The organism is Fibrobacter sp. UWH5, assembly GCF_900142505.1.
Classification (GTDB): Bacteria; Fibrobacterota; Fibrobacteria; order Fibrobacterales; family Fibrobacteraceae; genus Fibrobacter.
On sequence record NZ_FRBB01000004.1, the window covers coordinates 81,479 to 98,472 of the forward strand.

Below are 16,994 nucleotides of genomic sequence, written 5' to 3' on the forward strand. Positions count from 1 at the left end.
TTTTGACGTGTCGCTCGGTTTTTTCTATCTTATCTTTGCAAAATAGAATGAGGTTCATTTATGAAAATTTTGCCTGAAGCTTTAACGTTTGATGACGTTCTTCTCGTTCCCGCAGCTTCCTCCGTTTTGCCGTCCCAGACAGACGTGAGCACTCAGCTTGCTCCGAACATTAAGCTCAACATCCCTGTGATCAGTGCTGCTATGGATACCGTTACTACGGCTCCCCTGGCAATCTCCATTGCTCTTCAGGGTGGTCTTGGCATTATTCACAAGAACATGAGCGTCGAAGAACAGGCCGAAGAAGTTCGCAAGGTCAAGCGCTGGCAGTCCGGTATCGTTAGCAATCCGGTGACCCTGGAAGCTGACCAGCCGGTTTCCGCTGCATTCGAAATGCGCGCTGCCCATAAGATTAGCGGTTTCCCCATTCTCAAGAATGGCAAGCTGGTGGGTATGCTCACTAGCCGTGACCTCCGCACTATCTCCGACTACAATGTGAAGATTGAAAAGGTGATGACCAAGAATCCGGTCACCGCAAGCCCGAAGATCAGCCTTGCCAAGGCTAAGGAACTCCTGGCCGAAAAGCGTATCGAAAAGCTCCCGCTGGTGGACAATGCAGGCAACCTCAAGGGCCTCATCACCATGACCGACATTCTGAAGCGCGAAAACAACCCCTCCGCAAGCCTGGACAAGAATGGCCAGTTGCTGGTGGGTGCTGCTGTCGGTACCTCTGCAAATACTCTGGAACGCGTTGCAGCCCTCGTTGACGCTGGCGTCGACCTGTTGGTGATCGACACCGCTCACGGCCACCACATCGGTGTCCGCAACATGGTGAAGACCGTCCGCAAGAAGTATCCCAAGCTCACCATCTGCGGTGGTAACGTTTGCACTCCGGAAGCTGTTACTGAACTTGCCAAGTGCGGTGCCAACATCGTCAAGGTGGGTATCGGTCCTGGCTCTATCTGCACCACCCGTATCGTGGCTGGCGTAGGTTACCCCCAGTTCTCCGCTGTTGTGGAATGCGGCAAGGCTGCACGCAAGGCTGGCGTCAAGATTATCGCTGACGGTGGTCTCAAGTTCTCTGGCGACATCGTGAAGGCTCTGGCCGCTGGCGGTCACGCCGTGATGATCGGTTCCATGTTCGCAGGTACCGAAGAAGCTCCGGGCGAAGTCATTCTCGCTGATGGCCGTAGCTTCAAGAGCTACCGCGGTATGGGCTCTCTGGGCGCTATGGCTGCAGGTTCTGCAGACCGTTACTTCCAGGGTGGCATCAAGGAACCCCGCAAGTTCGTTCCGGAAGGCATCGAAGGCCGCGTTCCTTACAAGGGACCGCTCCGCGATACCATTTACCAGATCATCGGTGGTATCCACTCCGCTATGGGTTACGCAGGTGCTGCAAACCTGAAGGAACTCTACGACAAGGCTACCTTCGTCCGTATCACTGGTGCAGGTCTCCGCGAATCTCATCCCCACGATGTGACCATCACCAAGGAAGCCCCGAACTACAGATCCGAAGGTTAATTTGGCCGCGGACTTTGGCCGCTCGCTAACCATTTGAAAATCCCGTTGCAGTTTTTAGCTGTAGCGGGATTTTTGTTTAGAAAGACTCTGTTTTGTTTGATGGGAAATTTTTTTTATATTCAGAATAACATATGAGGATTGGATGAAAAGAATTTCTTTGTTTGGTATTACGGCTTGTTTTGCCTTAGGGTTAGTCGCATGTGGTGATGATGGAAACAGCACAAACGCAGTTGATGAGGTGTCTAGTTCCTCGGAATCTATTACTTTGGAATCAAGTTCCTCAGACGAAATCACCAGTGGTTCCGCAAGCGGTAACACTACAAAGATTGCTTACACTCTCAAACCCTTTAAAGGTCCGCTGCCCAATCCTCATAAGGGCTTTACGCTCCTTACCGAAGGTGCCTGGAATTTCGTTCCCGAATTCAGGTACGGTCCCGATAAAAATGGCGCATGGGATTTGATTACCTACGGTTCCGGATATCAGCGTTGGGACAAATTGAATCCCGGCAAGGGAGTTTACGATTGGTCCGAACTTGAGGATCTGCTGAACGTACTTCAGGAACATGGTCTGGGTTACGCTTTGCGAGTGTTCCCTTACTCTCCCTGGTACATCACGGGTAACGATACGCCTACAAGTGAATACGACTGGACTCCTGACTGGGTTTACGAAGAGGGAGCCAAGAAGGATTACGCCATCTTTCAGGATAATGGTGCCCGTGCCCAAGTTCCCAGATGGGATGATCCTGTCTACCTGAAGGCCGCCAAGGATTTCGCTACGGCTATGGCAGAAAAGTATGATGGGGATCCCCGCCTTGAATACATTGATGTCCGTACCTTTGGTGAATGGGGCGAATGGCACGTTTCCCATCTGGATGGTAGCGATATGCCGCCCCTAAAGGTTCAGAAGGAATTGCTGGACCATTACGCTTCTGTATTCAAGAAGACTTTGCTTGCCTTGCCTTCTGATGCCTATGGCGAAATTTACACCTATGCGTTAAGCCTTGGGATTACCAAGCGTGACGACGGCTTTATTGGAATTCCCGGTACTGCAGATTCCTTGGTGCGTGCCTACGAGGCAGGGCTTCCGACTATTGCAGAAAATATTGGCAGCTACGAAAGAATGCTGACCTTTGACGATCGTGAGTACAAAAAGTGGACTCCGGAACGTTGGGTTCACGAAATTACCACAGCTCATTTGACCTACTATGTGCTGGAACAGGAAAGCGATTGCGGATTTAAAATCTACAGTGAACACAAGGACTTGGCAGATTCCCTGACCCATGTGATCGGTTACAATTTCATGGTGCAGCAGGCTGAACTTCTGACGGTTACGGGTGACAAGGAAACTACAAATACATTGAATATCACCGTAAAGAACACGGGCATTGCTCCCTGCTTCTTTGATATTTATATGGTGGCAGAATTGGTCAACGGCGAAGGCGAAGTTCTTGAACAGCTGGGTAAAACCATCAAGGTTTCCAAGGGTACTTTCAAGGACGAAATGGTTCGTGATTTTACTTTTGCTAACTCAGTTCCTGCAAGGCTGACCAATGTGGCGGCGCTGCCGGGAGTTTCTGTGGCGCTCTCTATCTACGAAAGTGAAGAAGCTTTCAAAAGCGGAAAGAATCCTACCGTACGTTTCGATAACGACGGCCTGCAGGCAAACAATAAGCTGTTGCTGAAACCGTAATTTTGACGAGATGAAATTAGCCTGCACGAGTCTTCGTGGCAGGCTTTTTTTATAGGTTGATTTTGTCGGCTGTTCCTAGGTGTTGACGCCTTCTCCGGAACTGCGCAAATCTCGCATGGCCTGGCTTGCCATGTCATGAACTTCCTTTTGGCGAGGGAACTTGTGGTAGGGGAGAATTCCGATTTCCACGTTCTCCGGCTTGGGGTAGTTTTGAATATACTGGACGTTGGAGAGGAATACGATTTTTTCGAAGGTGCCCGCGCGGTTTTTAGAGCTCGCTCGGTTTTCAGAGCTCGCGCGACATTCTGACGTACCGAACTTCTCCAGGACGTGGTCCATGGCCCTGTAAATCATCTGAAATTCCTTGGTGTTAAAGTCCGACGTAGTGTAGGTGTCCACGATTTTCCCGCCAACGCCATCCTTGGAATCGGTGGCGAAGGTTTCGGCAATGTAGGCCCCGCCGCCGGCCCGTTCCTTGTGGCCGTAATCGCAGCTGCCGCCTACCCAGACGTATAAAGTGTCTTTTTCGAATTTCATTTTATGGTGCGAAAGATAAATAAATTGAATGTTTGTGCTATCTTTGAATTCATGAGGTTAGTGAGATTCGTTCTTTTTTGCTTATTGATAATCGGGTTGCCTTGTCTGGCTTCAGCCAAGTATGTGGCGGTGCTTGAGACTGTCTGCAATGACTCCACGGTCATGCCCTTTCAAGAAAGGCAGTTCATCACTAACGTGTTGCGTGCCGGGGCTGTTAAGGCCTTGCCTGCGGATTTCGGATTTACCATTATGACCCGGGATAATATCAATGCCATGTTGCCTCCCGATATGTCTATCGAGGATTGCGAGGGTAGCTGTCTGGTTGAAACGGGGCGCAACATTTCTGCCGACTATGTAGCTCAGGCTCGCGTAGGTCTCTATGGTGAAAAGTTCACCCTGACAGTTGAATTGTACGAAACGATTTCTAGTAAACTGGTTTCCAGCTTTACTGGCCGCGGTGTCGATGCCGAGGAACTGCTTGGAATTGTAGAGTCTCGAGCCCACGATTTTTTTTTGATTTGCCGTGGTAATGAACCATCTCCTTATCCGTTAGACGCACCCGTCGACGAATCCCCTAAACCCGTCGATGAATCCACTAATATAGCGCCCCCGGATTCCGCACCCGAAACGGTTGAGGATTCCGAACCCAAGATTCTCGTTCCCCGTCTGTACACTTATGCCGAGGATTCCTCCATGGTGGCCCAGAAGGCCGCTCAGGAAAAGGCTAGTGCCGCAAGGAAGGTGGCACCTGCCATGGCTGAATCCAATGTGCGAACCACCTTGATTGTCGTTTCTGCGGTAACCACCGTGATTGGTGTCGTGGGGGCATTTTTTGCCGACTATTACGCTGCCGATGCTTACGACGAGATTCCCGATAACAAGTACCAATATCGAGACAACTTGAACGACATCCGTCTGGCACAGAACCTGCGTACGGTGGGAATCATCATGGGTGCCGTTGGCGCTGTTGGCTTGGGTTTCAGTATTTTCTTTTAGGCGGTAAAGATGAACGTTAGATTTTTTGTTTTGTGCTGCCTACTTGTTTTGCCTTTTGTCGCCTGCACGGATTATGTGGGTGATTATGAAGATTTGTACGGCCACCTGGAAAACGAGTCGTCCTCTAGCTTCGATAAAAAAAGCTTTGTGGCCGAGGGGTACAGTAGTTCCAGTTCCAGCTACAGGTATAGCTCTGGAGCGAGCAGTTCTTCCTGGTACAGCAGTTCCTCCTGGAGGTATTCTCAGGAGTCATCCGTAAGTTCCTCTTCTAGTATTTCCATACCTTCGTCCTCCAGTTTCGTTTCTGGGTTCAAGGGCTCCTATGGAGTCATGGTGGATTCTCGAGACGACAAGGTTTATAGGACCGTTTCTATTGGCGACCAAGAGTGGATGGCCGAAAATTTAAGGTATACCGGGGTGGAGCACGAGTGCCGTGATGATAAACCGTCAAATTGTGATATTTATGGGGCTTACTATTGGACAACTTCTGTACAAATTTATAAGGTATGCCCGGAAGGGTGGAGTGTGCCTACTTTGGGGCAGTGGGAACTTTTGGTGAATTATGCCAAGGCGAAGAAAGGTTCAATCTATTATGATGACGCACTGAAGAGTGATACGTTGTGGTCTTTGAAACGGCAGGCCGACGTATATAATTCCCTGGGATTTGCCGCTCTCCCGTTGGGGATGGCTGATGATTGGGGGTCCCCGATGGGTATGAAAGCTCATTTTTGGACATCTTCGGCTGTTGGGACCTACGATTTAGATGATATGGATGTCTGGATCTATACCATCGAAAATACGGCTGAAGCCCTGCTTTACCGGACCAAGGATATTAGGATGCCGGTTCGTTGCATTAAGAATGATATGCGGATGGGGCAAATGTTAGACGAACGAGACAGCACCATATATAAGACCGTAAAGATAGGAAGTCAAACTTGGATGGCCGAGAATCTGAATTACGAAGATCCCGATGGGGAAAGCTACTGCCGTGATTTCAACCTTGATTCTTGCCTCGTGTATGGTCGTCTATATAGCTGGAATGCTGCCCAGAAAGCCTGCCCGACAGGCTGGCGTCTTCCCGAGAAAATGGATTTTGAATCTCTTCTCGATACCGTCAAGGCTCATGCTGGCGATTTCGGGGTAGGCGAGGGTTTGATGGCTGTTGGCAAGTGGGGACGTCTGAATGCCCGTGATTTCTACGGCTTTAACGCCATACCCGCTGGGTTCCGTAGGCACGACATTTTCAGTAAGACGGATTATGCCCTGTTCTGGGGTTCTACGAATTCTGTTGCCGACGACGGAGAGACCAGTGCCCACGTTGGCCTGTATCTGAGCAATCAAAACAAGGACGTGAATTTGGATCCGTTTGCAGATGACCTGTATGAAGCCAGTGTCCGCTGCATAATGGAATAACTGTTTTTTGTCAAAAAATCCATAAGTATTTGTTTGTGGAGGGGTGATTGAGGCTGGCGAAATTATAAAATTCGTTACGTTTCTGTATAAAATGAAAACCCCAGCTATGCTGGGGTGTTCAAGTAAAGCCTTCTGGCGATCATGAAAAAAGAAATCCTTTGGCTAAATTGATGGTGCGGTCTGCCAACTGCATCACAATAAAACCAAAGGATTAATATGAATAATAGAAATACAACTGCACATACAACGTGGAATTGCAAATATCACATTGTGTTTGCCCCAAAATTTAGAAGGAAGGTTTTCTACGGGGAACAGTTAGGCCTATTCGGAAAGAAATAACCCGTTTACGGGTAGCCGGGTAAGGACCATCGCAGGTGGCAGACTGCGTACGCGTGTTAGCGCGTGCCGTAACATAGGGCTTTGCCCGTCTATGAAGAACCACCGGCCGGTGGGTTCCTTTTTTCTGGTTAGATTTTTTATATTTGCGTCAACCAAAATATAGGGGTTAAAATATGAAAATCAAATTGTTCTGCTGCATGGCCGCTGTGGCCATGGCATTTACTGGCTGTGCCAAGAAACCCACATTCTTCGTTGATCCGGAATGGACCGAAAAGCCCACATCCGTAACCGTTGAATTCACCAAGCCCATGGTCGAAAATCAGGATGACGTGAAGGATGACCTGGAAGAATACGCCGACAATTTCAGCGCCTGGTTCAAGGCTGAATTGACCAAGGATCTGAATCTGGTGACCAAGAATTCCGTGGCTTTCGACGTTGTTGAAGTGAATGCAAGTGACCTGGTCCACGAAAAGGATAGCATCCAGACTGTGGAATTCAACATGATGAAGCCCATGGCCATGGATGGCGAAGGTTATTACCTGGTGCTTTCTAATGTGAACTTCAGCCGTCGCGAAGATTCCTACGAAAACTGGGCATACATCCAGAATGTCTCTCAAAATGGTTACGGTGCTCCTGCTAACAACAGCATGGCAACCGCAGGCCCCACCATCGCGGATAACGGTCTGTGGCTTTACGCTGACTACGCTTATTATAGCGCCAAGACTGGTAACCGTGTCGCCTTTGGACATTGGAATATCAAGAGCAAGTTTGCCTACGCCATGACCAGGGGTGATTGGGAAAAATGCGTGTTGGCTCTCGTGAAAAAGACTCTTGCAAGAACTCCAATCTTGAAAAATAAATAGAATTCGCTGTGCGATTTTAGAACCACATGCGTTATTGAAAAAGACTTGTTCTGTATTGAACAAGTCTTTTCCTTACTTTGCGGCGGGATAAGTTAGCGGCGTGTTTTCAAGGATTTCTTCTATAGAAGTCTGGATTAATCGTTTCCAGCTGTCGCGCCCTAAGTTGCGGACATATTCTTCGTTGGTGTTGAATTCGCCGTAGCCAAGAATCTTTTGGGTTCCCGTGTCGTAGAAGGCGTATCGGCCTGACATGGATATGAAGTAATTGGTGGACGATGTTGTTGGGGTGCCCGCCGCTATATTATGGGTATAGTACGAGGTCCTTTGAGTTCGTCCAAACCAGAGATTGTTCAGAACGACGTAGATTTCGGCGTCGCTGTTAAATGTCTTGGGCTTGCCGACCGTGACGGGATTTTTCCCTAAGGTCACTTTTTCTTCTAGCATTTCTTCCTTAGAAATTCTTTCGGCAGTGAAGTCAACATGGTTGGAATAGAACTTCACATTTTCTTCGAGCTGCCTTGCAAACCATACCGTGAAGTTTTCATCTTCCACAAGGACATCATCTAGATCCTCTTGATTTTCTACAACTCCGGTAGAAAAAATAAATTTTGCTTTTGCCGGTTTATTGGTCCATTGGGAATCAACAAAAAAACGGGGGCTGGAACAGCCAACGAATAAAAATGCAGCTATGGCTGCACCCAGTAAAATCTTTAAGTTCATCTTCTTAACCCTTAAAAATGAAGCTCACATGAGCGGCGAGAAAGGTAGTAAATGCTTATGCATGTGAAGGTTGGGACAGATTTACATTAGCAATGATTTTGTCATTTGCTCTACGTAAGGGATGTTCAGGGGAAGATCCGTCGTCTCGGTGGTGGCGATAAAGTTTATTCCTGGAATGTAGCCAGCGGCAGCGTAGCTTCGTTGTTTTTCTATAGCGTTTCTGGCGTAATTGGGATTGTCCATCATGCCAAAATGTTCCCAGATGAATTCCTGACGGGTGCGCTTGTTTAAGCAGGTGAAGTCGGGATAGAATGTGACTGCCTTGCTTTGCATGAGGTCGGCGTCTTGATTGAGGGTGCGTCGGCGAATGTTGTTCGTCGGTGTTTCGGCGGTTATGCTTGACGTATCCCCGATGATTAATTCCAGCGGGGCTTCGTAACGAAACGGAATGTTGTGGCGGGCGAGGCATTCGGCGATAATCACCTCAGATTTGGAACGGACCCGTAATCCGCTATTAGTGAAATGTTCTGGAGTATCCTTTGCGAAAAATTTTCCACTGTATGGCTTGGCTTGCCATTGCGCTGCAAATTCCTCGTCGGTTAAGAGCAAAGGCGTTACGAATCTCCTTTTGGCTTCCGTAAGGTTTGTATGAACCGCAATGATGTCTTCGGGATGAAAATCCTTTAGGAATCGGGCTAGCGCCTTTTGTTGCCTTTCAATAATACGGTTGCATTTTTCGAGGTACTCTTTTTGCGCAAGTGATGAAATCAGCTTGGAGTCAGACTTTGGAATGTATTTTCCGTTAGTATCTCCTTTCGTTGTGATGTGATAGTATTGAGGAGTGCCCTTGTTGATGGCGATGCGTAAGGATCCTTGCTGTTTTTTGGCCTTGCTTCGGAAAATTCGCTGAGAAAGAGCGGATAGTTGAACAACGACATCTTCCAGGATGTTGCGAATTTGGGTAATTGGTGTTTTGACAAGATGATTTTGCATTTTTTACCTATAAATTGGAATGTATTTGGTGTATTATGGGTATAATTTGGGTCGGAACCTGGTTATTTGTAAAGATGTTTTTTTGAATTACCTATAACAGACTTGAATACTGGTTTTGTTATAGGTAGTGTAGGGCTTTTTTCCCAGATTTGGTCAAATTTTGTGTTAGTTTGTTTGTAATTTTACCTATAAGAATTGAAAAGGATCATTTTTTATGGGTATAAATTCTGTTTAGTATCTTCTTTTCGTTGTAGCGAACCTCCAGAAACAAAAAAAGGATCCACCCCGAGGGGCGAATCCTTAATAAATTATGTGTACTGCGCTTTTTAGAGGGGGCGACCCATGCAGGCTCTTTGTCCCGCGTAAACATGCAGGTGAGGCGAGCTGCTTGCGAAGGTCTGCGGCATTAATCGCGGCGCTTCCTCGTGCAGGCTCACTTTGCAAGCTTTTGACGCCTTTGGCGTCCGCTGCTGCGTTCGGTCATGCCGACAAATTTGCTTGTCGGCGCGACTCTCACTTTGCAAGCTTCTCAGTTGCAGCAGCGACGCTGAGCAGGTCGGCTTCCTGGAAGGGCTTGCCGATCCACTGCAGGCCAACGGGCAGGCCGCCAGCCATACCGCAAGGAACGCTTACGCCGGGGAGACCGGCCAGGTTCAGGCTAACGGTGTAGATGTCGCTCAAGTAAACGGCCATGGGGTCGCTTTCGTTCATGCCACACTTCAGCGGGAGACCCGGCATGGTGGGGCTGGCGATTACGTCGCATTCTTCGAAAGCCTTGTTGAAGTCGTCGGTAATGAGGCGACGGACCTTCTGAGCCTGAACGTAGTAGGCATCGTAGAAGCCTGCGGAAAGCACATAGCTACCCAGGAGGATACGGCGCTGCACTTCCTTACCGAAAGCTTCGCTGCGGCTCATGGAGTACAGGTCGATCAGCTTGCGGGCGTCCTTGCTGCGGTAACCGTAGCGAACGCCGTCGTAGCGGGAAAGGTTGGAGCTAGCTTCTGCAGTTGCAATGATGTAGTAACTGGAAACTGCGTTGCCGATGTTGGGGAGGCTTACTTCCTTGATGGTGGCACCTTCGGCTTCCAGCTTCTTCAGCATGGCTTCGATGGCTGCCTTGCATTCAGGATCAAGACCTTCGGCGAAGTATTCCTTAGGAACGCCAATGACCTTGCCTTTCACGCCAGCGTCCAGCTTTGCAGTAAAGTCTTCTGCGGGGCGGGTGCTGGTGGTGTTGTCATGGGGGTCAACGCCAACAATAGCGTTCATCAAGATTGCAGCGTCCTTGACGGTAGAACCGAAGGGGCCGATCTGGTCCAGGGAGCTGGCGTAGGCCAACAGACCGTAACGGGAAACGCGGCCGTAGGTGGGCTTCAGACCCACGACGCCAGTGCAGGCGGCGGGCTGACGGATAGATCCACCAGTGTCGGAACCAAGTGCGCAGGCGACGGTACCGCTGGCAACAGCTACGGCAGAACCACCGGAGGAACCACCCGGAACGCGGGTTTCATCCAGAGGGTTCTTAACAGGACCGAAATAAGAGGTTTCATTGGAAGAACCCATGGCGAATTCGTCCATGTTGGTCTTACCGATGATGATGGCGCCTGCAGCTTCCAGCTTTTCGACAGCGGTAGCGGTGTAGGGGGCCACGAAATTTTCAAGAATTTTGGAAGCGGCGGTGGTGCGGGTTCCGACCAGGCACATATTGTCCTTGATGGCGACGGGGATGCCGTCAAGAGCACCCAGGGTCTTGCCTTCGGCGCGACGCTTGTCGGATTCAGCAGCCTTTTCCAAAGCACGTTCGTTGAGAACGGAAATGTAGGCGTTCAAATTCTTAGTAGCTTCGACCTTAGCCAGAGCTTCTTCAGTGAGCTTCACAGAAGTTGTGGCGCCGCTAGCCAATTGAGCTTGCAATTCTTCAATAGTAATCATTACCTTTCTCCGGACCATTTCATAATGTAGATGCCGACAACCATGCCGATGATGCTGGCGAAGTTAATCTTGAAGCCAACGCCAAAGGCAATCTTGATCATGTACAAGTCAAGAACCACGGGTTCCGGCTTGTCGGGAAAACCGATATTAAAGGGAAAAGCTGTAACAAACACGTTGTGAACGATATTGTTGTAACCACCCGCATTCATCAATTCACCGAGTTGACCGAACAGCACTCCCAGGCATTCTCCCAGGACACCGCCGATAATCAAGCCCAGTACAATAAAAAGCACGAGACGTGCAAATGTATTCTTATGACTCATGAGCTCAAATATAAAAAAAGGGGAGAGATAAGGGCAGCGAACAATGAAGAGTGAACAGTGAATAATTACGAATTACAAGATATGATATAACGTTAGGCGTCGTTGGCACGATAAAAAAACTCCCATCTACCTACTGTCTACTTCCTACTACCCAATCGACCAGTCAATGGGTTCCAGCCCTTTACTTTGCAGGTAGGCGTTTGCCTTGCTGAAGTGCTTACAACCAAAGAAACCGCGGTAGGCCGAAAGGGGGCTGGGGTGGGGTGCGGTCAAGATCAGATGCCCGCGGCCGGGAGCCACCAACTCCTGCTTCTTGATGGCGAAACTGCCCCACAAAAGGAACACCAGGTTTTCGCGGGTGGCCGAAAGCCTCTTGATGATGGTGTCAGTAAATTGCTGCCAACCGATTCCCGCGTGGCTTGCGGCCTGGTGGGCGCGAACTGTCAGGGATGCATTCAAAAGCAAGATCCCCTGCTGAGCCCAGGATTCTAGATTGCCATGGGGCGGCGGGTTGATTCCCAGGTCGTCGTGCAGTTCCTTGAAAATGTTGATCAGCGAAGGGGGCGGCTCGATTCCCATGGGTACAGAAAAGCAGAGGCCATGGGCCTGACCCGGGTTGTGGTACGGGTCCTGTCCGATGATAACGGCCTTGACCTTGTCTACAGGGCAGAAGTCCAGCGCTGCGAAAATTTTAGAGGCCGGCGGATACACCACATGCTGTTTGGCGCGTTCGTCTAAAAGCGTATTCTTAATTTGTTTGAAATAATCCTGCTCAAATTGGTCGCTGAGCAGGTTCAGCCAGGATTCTTCGAGTTTTACAGCCATAACTACTTGTGGAAATTAACGTTAAACCAGCCGGTCTTTCCGTCTGAGGATTTTGCGATGCCGCAGGCGACGGAACTGTACTTGGTACTGCTCATGTTGAGATAATGACCGATGTAGGAGTAGTCTTCCGATTTGTTGGGGTCGCGCTGGCCGCTTTCCACCAACTTCTTTTCGTTCCACATCATTTCTAGGTAGTAGTCCACGATTTTCTCTTCGGTTCCCATCCAGGAAAGTGAGATGTTGGGGCCGGAGTTCTGGGCAAATTCACCGCAGTCCCCGAAATGACCATGGGCCGAGTTTGCCTTAAGGTCGGCTGCGGCCTGTTCTTCGACACAAGTCTGCTTTGCTTCGGGGGCAAGAACTAGGGACGTCAGACCTTCTGTGGCGCGGTACTTGTTAATTACGTCTAGGCAGTAACTGCGCCAATCCGATGCTTCTGCAGTTTCACTGCTTGCCGGCGTGGAGGCCTGGCTGCTGGAGGAATTGCTTGTCAAGGATTCGCTGCTTGCCGGAACGGTCGTTGACTCGCTGCTTGCCGGGGTTGCGGAAGATCCGTTGTTGGATGAACTGCTTGCGCTAATATTTCCGTCTTCTTTTGGGGAACTGGAGGATGTTTCCGCAGACTGATAATTAGAACAGGATGAGGTTTCGTCTTGGACAGAAACGCTGGAGGAATCGTCACCGCAGGCAACGAACATCAATGCTGCAGAAACTGTAAAGATAGGGAAAAGCTTGAACATACAAGAAAAAATAATATAAGAACGCCGGAATGTCACAACAAACCTTCTCGCCGTGGGTCGTTCTGAACTTGTTTCAGAATCCCATGGTCGCACGAGACCCTGTGCTCCCTCTGGGTGACATTAGGCGTCATCGGCGCGATAATAAAAACTCATATCTGATATCTCATATCTTGTATCTGATACCTAGCCATGAAAACATGGAAATGTTTTGTATAAAATGTAAAATCGGAGTTTTTTTTGTGACCATTGATAATTAAATATGGCTTTTCGGCCTATCCGACGGGTTTCTATAAAAGTTATGGAAACATTTTCACGGGGAATGGCGATTCGCTAAAAAATAAGCCTCCGAAGTTCAAAAACTCCGGAGGTCTTTTTTAAACTCGTTCTGCCAGGATTGCGATTTTCTCGCCTTTGTGACGGGTGTAGAAAAGTATGGCTTCTTTCTTGCCCTTGGGCTTTAGCCTCTTGATTTCTTCGGTGGGGTCTACCTTTACACCGCGAAGCTTTAGGGTCAGCTTGCCGATGTTATGTCGCTTGAGCATATCGCGGACGGCGCTGGTGGCGATTTCACAGTTGTCAAGAATCTTGAAGTTGGCAAAGGCGGGGGAGGGGAGCGGACTTTCGCTTGCCACGTAGGCGATGCCTTCTGAAATCAGGTGGGCGTCTGAGTTTGCGGCCTGGGCCACGCTTCCAAAAAGGTGGCTGCGGATCAGCAGTGCCGTCGGTTCTGCCAGGTATTCCGAAACTTCGCCGACGGGCAAGTCGCTTTCGCTGGTGGCGTTGCGGAAACTTCTTTCGCAGCCGGGCAGATCGTGTTCGGCGTCCTTGTTGGAGGCAGCCTGTATCTCGGTTAGCGTTCCCTGCCAGATTGCATCCGTACCATCTGCGGCTTTTACAACCTCGCCATTTTTATCCACCATGATGGCCCGAACTTTTCCGGGGTTCTTTGCCAATGCGCCAAACAGCACCAGCAATTCGCGGCAGTCGGCGTGGCTTCCTAGGTAAACCAGTTCTGCATCCTGGGGAATTTCGTTGGTGGGGTAGCCGGGAGGAAGTTTTGCCATGCCGCCCTTGTAGTGCCTTGAAATTTCAAGAACCTCTTCGAAGGTGGGGGTGAGATTGCGGAGGTCACGCTGGTTTTCGCCTTCTACGGTACGGCGGGCAGGGTCGATGGTAAAGAAGTCTGCTTTTTCTTGTGCGGGGGAGTCGCCATTTTTGCGGGCGATTTCTCGAACGTCCCCGGAGATCGTCGAACTGGATTCACCGCGGAAATTTTCTGTGTTGTAGGCGTACATCTGCAGACGGTCGGGGTCCAGGTCTACGCCAGTCACTTTGAAATTCTGGGGAATAAAGAAACTGTCGCCGCCCATGCCGCAGCAGAGGTCGTGTACCCGCGGGCTTTCGCCAATGTTTTCGGCTCCCGCTTGCCACAGGTTTGCCTTGTAACGGCCGATATCCTGGGCGGTACTCTGTTCCAAAGCTAGGCGGTCGCATAGCAAAAAGGCGTCGTTGCCTGATTTCTTGCCGGCTTCGCCAAAAAACTTTTCACGAAATTTGGGGACCAACATCATGTAGTCCATGATGGCGGCCCGTTCTTCATTGCTGTATCCGGCCTTGTTCAGTGCTGTAGAAATTTGCAGGGCATCCATCTTCTTCTTGATGGAGCTGAGGATGAATTCTTGTACGGCAGGGGATATGAGCAGGTCGGAATAAAGCATTGTTGCAAATTTAGCTTTTGTTGAAAGGGATTTGTGCTAGAAAAATGTTTTTAAAAGTAATCTAAAAGTATTGAAAAGTTGTTGATATGTAGTAAAAAAGTAATCGTTGACACCCTCGCAACGAATGTTAAGATTTTTTATCTTTGCCGCCAGATTTGATTCAGTGGGATTGGTGAGTCAAATTTATTGTTTTGGTAGTTGGATTCCCAATCTTAGGTAAGTGTATGAATGTACATGAGAAAATGAAAGCATTTGATGCTTTTCAGTTTTTCGGCCAGTTCACCTTTAACCGATTCTTTAAACAAGATAAGGCTAACAGGTTTAATGATCAATACAAAGCCGTCGTTGCCCCCCAGGGGCGCGATGGAGGTTCCAGTCGGTATCGCTTTGATGCTTTCTGGGGATCTCGCCCTTACGATATGGGCGTTGTCTCTAGGGATATCGATGGAAACCTGGTTGCTCCGACGTGTGTTACTTTGTCGGAAAGTGGCGCCAGCCTAAGATATTTGCAGCTTGATAACGGATCTGTAGACGTAAGGCTTTACCCTGCAAGAACGGATACCGATCGGGCCGATTCCGTACAGTTTATCCGATTGGGCTTGTATAAGAATCCCAGAATGCTTTTGAACAGTACAATCCTGCGCAAACATTGGGATGCCATGTACACGGTCATGGAAAACACGTCTATCTTGGGCAGCCCTTCCTTGGTATCTCAGGCAAAGATGTTCTGGTTGCTCCATGGCAAGGTATACTACAAGGATGGTTCCCTCCGTGCGCCCAGGGATCTTGTTTATCTCAAGAAGGTCCTTAACTACGTTTCGACGATTGTGTTTTGCGCCATGACGTTGAAAGTGGTTCTGTAAAACGATAAACCGCTGACTTTTTACCAACAGTTAACGAATGTTGCCCCGTAAAAAGGGTAAATTTAACTGTATGGGAAAGATTAAGGGTATTATTGGGCTTGCTGCACTGGCTTTGATCGGGTGCGGCGGCAGTTCCACTGAGGCGTTGCCTGATGAATTGGGCAATGAACCTTTGCCGGAAAGTTCTTTTGAGGTTCTTCCAGAAAGTTCAGCTGACGATTTTTTGACCAGTAGTTTTGTTGACGTGTCCGTCAGCAGTTCTGCCGACGAAATTCCTCTGAGTTACTCGGATGAACCTTCTGTAAGCAGTTCTTCAGACGGACCCATCAGCAGTTCCGCAGACGGACCCATCTGCAGTTCCGCAGACGAACCTGTCAGCAGCTCTTTGGATGAACCGCTTCCCGGTTCTTCTTCCAGTTTGCGTTCTCATCCCGAGTATTCCAAAATCCTTGGTGCCGATGTTTCCCAGATGCAGGAATATGAAGCCAAGGGGATCCGTGTTTTGGATGTGGATGGAACGCCCAAGGATATTTTTGATTTGCTCTGGGATCACGGTTTCAATTATATCCGCCTAAAGACTTTTGTGGACCCCAGCGCTAGGTATGGCTATGCCGCTCCGGGTTGCAATCAGGGGACTGGTGAATTCCCCCAAAATGTGGAAGCGTTTGGCGACAAGGATCATGTGGTGGCTTACGCAAAGCGGGCCAAGGCGGCGGGTTTCAAGCTGCTGCTGGATTTCCATTATAGCGACAACTGGGCCGATCCGGGCAAGCAGATTGTTCCGGAACGTTGGCGTGGTGTAAGAACTTCTGACGCCATGGCCGATTCCGTTTATGCTTACACCAAGGATGTTCTGTTGGCTTTGCAGGCTGCAGGTGCCTTGCCCGAAATGGTGCAGGTGGGTAACGAAATTACCAACGGCATGCTCCGCGAAATTCCCAAGAGCAATACGGATTGCTGGGGCAATAACGTTCAGGCGGCCGATGGGGCCGTTAGCGGTGTCATGAGCAATGCAACAGGAATCGCCAATACGGCGAAATATCTGGCCGCAGGTTCCCGGGCTGTCAAGGAAATTTCGAACAACATAAAAGTTGTGTTCCATATCGAAAGTCCCCACAAGACAAATACCGTAGATTGGTGGATGTCTTCGATCATCAAGAATTCCAAGGTGTCGCCGGATGTAATGGCTTTCTCCGCCTACTCCGCTTACGAGCATGGCAATCCCGATTCCTGGAAAAACTTGATGACCAACTTGGGCAAGACTTACACGAATCTGGAATTTCTTATTGCCGAATACAATGGTTCCTCAACGCCTGATAATTACGGCTTTGACGGATCCCGTGTAAAGACCCATCAGGTGATGGAACAGGTGCCCCGCGCTCTGGGCGCATTCATCTGGGAGCCGGAACGTTCCGGTGCCTGGGGCACTGCGTTGTTTGACTGGGTGGGCGGCGATTTGAAGGCCAACAAGCGGGCTTTTGACGAATACGAAGTTCTTTTTTAGAGCGGTCTCCTCTTGATTGC

Annotated in this window: 15 protein-coding genes and 1 pseudogene; 8 read left to right on the forward strand and 8 right to left on the reverse strand. The window is 49.3% G+C overall.

Going from position 1 to position 16,994, the window contains the following annotated elements; translation table 11 throughout:
• The first annotated feature begins 60 nt into the window (after positions 1–60).
• Positions 61–1,518, forward strand: coding sequence for an IMP dehydrogenase (gene guaB / locus BUB38_RS05380; RefSeq protein ID WP_073158156.1), 1,458 nt, complete (start codon positions 61–63; stop codon positions 1,516–1,518).
• 142 nt (positions 1,519–1,660) lie between these two features.
• Positions 1,661–3,208: a beta-galactosidase gene (locus tag BUB38_RS05385; protein ID WP_139258266.1), complete on the forward strand. Its 1,548-nt coding sequence runs from the start codon at positions 1,661–1,663 to the stop codon at positions 3,206–3,208.
• Positions 3,209–3,283: 75 nt separating this feature from the next.
• Here BUB38_RS05385 and BUB38_RS05390 read toward each other — a convergent pair whose 3' ends face one another.
• Positions 3,284–3,745, reverse strand: coding sequence for a hypothetical protein (locus tag BUB38_RS05390; RefSeq protein ID WP_073158161.1), 462 nt, complete (start codon positions 3,743–3,745; stop codon positions 3,284–3,286).
• 162 nt (positions 3,746–3,907) lie between these two features.
• Here BUB38_RS05390 and BUB38_RS05395 point away from each other — a divergent pair, with 162 nt between their 5' ends.
• The 4 genes and pseudogenes from BUB38_RS05395 to BUB38_RS05410 all read left to right on the forward strand — a co-directional run bounded on the left by BUB38_RS05395 (position 3,908) and on the right by BUB38_RS05410 (position 7,356).
• Positions 3,908–4,741 carry a hypothetical protein gene (locus BUB38_RS05395; RefSeq protein WP_073158163.1) on the forward strand — a complete coding sequence of 278 codons (834 nt, stop codon included), beginning with the start codon at positions 3,908–3,910 and terminating at the stop codon, positions 4,739–4,741.
• Positions 4,742–4,750: 9 nt separating this feature from the next.
• Positions 4,751–6,154: an FISUMP domain-containing protein gene (locus BUB38_RS05400; protein ID WP_083541953.1), complete on the forward strand. Its 1,404-nt coding sequence runs from the start codon at positions 4,751–4,753 to the stop codon at positions 6,152–6,154.
• A 216-nt stretch (positions 6,155–6,370) separates the two neighbouring features.
• Positions 6,371–6,466 (forward strand): annotated as a pseudogene (locus tag BUB38_RS16735) (transposase); the annotation flags it as partial.
• Between the two features lie 200 nt (positions 6,467–6,666).
• Positions 6,667–7,356 carry a hypothetical protein gene (locus BUB38_RS05410; protein WP_073158168.1) on the forward strand — a complete coding sequence of 230 codons (690 nt, stop codon included), beginning with the start codon at positions 6,667–6,669 and terminating at the stop codon, positions 7,354–7,356.
• 72 nt (positions 7,357–7,428) lie between these two features.
• On the opposite strand, the gene BUB38_RS05415 is transcribed toward BUB38_RS05410, so the two are convergent.
• The 7 genes from BUB38_RS05415 to BUB38_RS05445 all read right to left on the reverse strand — a co-directional run bounded on the left by BUB38_RS05415 (position 7,429) and on the right by BUB38_RS05445 (position 14,607).
• Positions 7,429–8,076 carry a hypothetical protein gene (locus BUB38_RS05415; RefSeq protein WP_073158170.1) on the reverse strand — a complete coding sequence of 216 codons (648 nt, stop codon included), beginning with the start codon at positions 8,074–8,076 and terminating at the stop codon, positions 7,429–7,431.
• Between the two features lie 81 nt (positions 8,077–8,157).
• Positions 8,158–9,069, reverse strand: coding sequence for a hypothetical protein (locus BUB38_RS05420; RefSeq protein ID WP_073158173.1), 912 nt, complete (start codon positions 9,067–9,069; stop codon positions 8,158–8,160).
• A 513-nt stretch (positions 9,070–9,582) separates the two neighbouring features.
• Positions 9,583–11,001 carry an Asp-tRNA(Asn)/Glu-tRNA(Gln) amidotransferase subunit GatA gene (gatA, locus tag BUB38_RS05425; protein WP_073158175.1) on the reverse strand — a complete coding sequence of 473 codons (1,419 nt, stop codon included), beginning with the start codon at positions 10,999–11,001 and terminating at the stop codon, positions 9,583–9,585.
• Positions 11,001–11,324, reverse strand: coding sequence for a DUF4321 domain-containing protein (locus BUB38_RS05430; protein ID WP_073158178.1), 324 nt, complete (start codon positions 11,322–11,324; stop codon positions 11,001–11,003). The genes gatA and BUB38_RS05430 overlap by 1 nt, the downstream gene beginning before the upstream one ends.
• 147 nt (positions 11,325–11,471) lie before the next feature.
• Entirely contained in the window at positions 11,472–12,149 is a 678-nt protein-coding gene (gene ung / locus BUB38_RS05435; RefSeq protein WP_073158181.1) for a uracil-DNA glycosylase, read from the reverse strand.
• 2 nt (positions 12,150–12,151) lie between these two features.
• Entirely contained in the window at positions 12,152–12,889 is a 738-nt protein-coding gene (locus BUB38_RS05440) for a CAP domain-containing protein (protein ID WP_073158185.1), read from the reverse strand.
• A gap of 374 nt (positions 12,890–13,263) precedes the next feature.
• Positions 13,264–14,607: a class I SAM-dependent methyltransferase gene (locus BUB38_RS05445; protein ID WP_073158188.1), complete on the reverse strand. Its 1,344-nt coding sequence runs from the start codon at positions 14,605–14,607 to the stop codon at positions 13,264–13,266.
• Between the two features lie 242 nt (positions 14,608–14,849).
• On the opposite strand from BUB38_RS05445, the gene BUB38_RS05450 reads away from it, so the two are divergent.
• Positions 14,850–15,470 carry a hypothetical protein gene (locus BUB38_RS05450; protein WP_073158190.1) on the forward strand — a complete coding sequence of 207 codons (621 nt, stop codon included), beginning with the start codon at positions 14,850–14,852 and terminating at the stop codon, positions 15,468–15,470.
• A gap of 70 nt (positions 15,471–15,540) precedes the next feature.
• Positions 15,541–16,974, forward strand: a complete 1,434-nt coding sequence (locus tag BUB38_RS05455; protein ID WP_073158193.1) for a glycosyl hydrolase 53 family protein — start codon at positions 15,541–15,543, stop codon at positions 16,972–16,974.
• Positions 16,975–16,994: the final 20 nt, after the last annotated feature.

What these genes read in the sequence shown, in the direction of transcription:
- BUB38_RS05410 (WP_073158168.1), top strand. Translation starts at nt 6,667, where the DNA reads ATGAAAATCAAATTGTTCTGCTGCATGGCCGCTGTGGCCATGGCATTT.
- BUB38_RS05385 (WP_139258266.1), top strand. Translation starts at nt 1,661, where the DNA reads ATGAAAAGAATTTCTTTGTTTGGTATTACGGCTTGTTTTGCCTTAGGG.
- BUB38_RS05395 (WP_073158163.1), top strand. Translation starts at nt 3,908, where the DNA reads ATGCCCTTTCAAGAAAGGCAGTTCATCACTAACGTGTTGCGTGCCGGG.
- BUB38_RS05415 (WP_073158170.1), bottom strand. Translation starts at nt 8,076, where the DNA reads ATGAACTTAAAGATTTTACTGGGTGCAGCCATAGCTGCATTTTTATTC.
- guaB (WP_073158156.1), top strand. Translation starts at nt 61, where the DNA reads ATGAAAATTTTGCCTGAAGCTTTAACGTTTGATGACGTTCTTCTCGTT.
- BUB38_RS05450 (WP_073158190.1), top strand. Translation starts at nt 14,850, where the DNA reads ATGAAAGCATTTGATGCTTTTCAGTTTTTCGGCCAGTTCACCTTTAAC.
- BUB38_RS05420 (WP_073158173.1), bottom strand. Translation starts at nt 9,069, where the DNA reads ATGCAAAATCATCTTGTCAAAACACCAATTACCCAAATTCGCAACATC.
- BUB38_RS05390 (WP_073158161.1), bottom strand. Translation starts at nt 3,745, where the DNA reads ATGAAATTCGAAAAAGACACTTTATACGTCTGGGTAGGCGGCAGCTGC.
- BUB38_RS05400 (WP_083541953.1), top strand. Translation starts at nt 4,751, where the DNA reads ATGAACGTTAGATTTTTTGTTTTGTGCTGCCTACTTGTTTTGCCTTTT.
- BUB38_RS05430 (WP_073158178.1), bottom strand. Translation starts at nt 11,324, where the DNA reads ATGAGTCATAAGAATACATTTGCACGTCTCGTGCTTTTTATTGTACTG.
- BUB38_RS05455 (WP_073158193.1), top strand. Translation starts at nt 15,541, where the DNA reads ATGGGAAAGATTAAGGGTATTATTGGGCTTGCTGCACTGGCTTTGATC.
- BUB38_RS05445 (WP_073158188.1), bottom strand. Translation starts at nt 14,607, where the DNA reads ATGCTTTATTCCGACCTGCTCATATCCCCTGCCGTACAAGAATTCATC.
- gatA (WP_073158175.1), bottom strand. Translation starts at nt 11,001, where the DNA reads ATGATTACTATTGAAGAATTGCAAGCTCAATTGGCTAGCGGCGCCACA.
- ung (WP_073158181.1), bottom strand. Translation starts at nt 12,149, where the DNA reads ATGGCTGTAAAACTCGAAGAATCCTGGCTGAACCTGCTCAGCGACCAA.
- BUB38_RS05440 (WP_073158185.1), bottom strand. Translation starts at nt 12,889, where the DNA reads ATGTTCAAGCTTTTCCCTATCTTTACAGTTTCTGCAGCATTGATGTTC.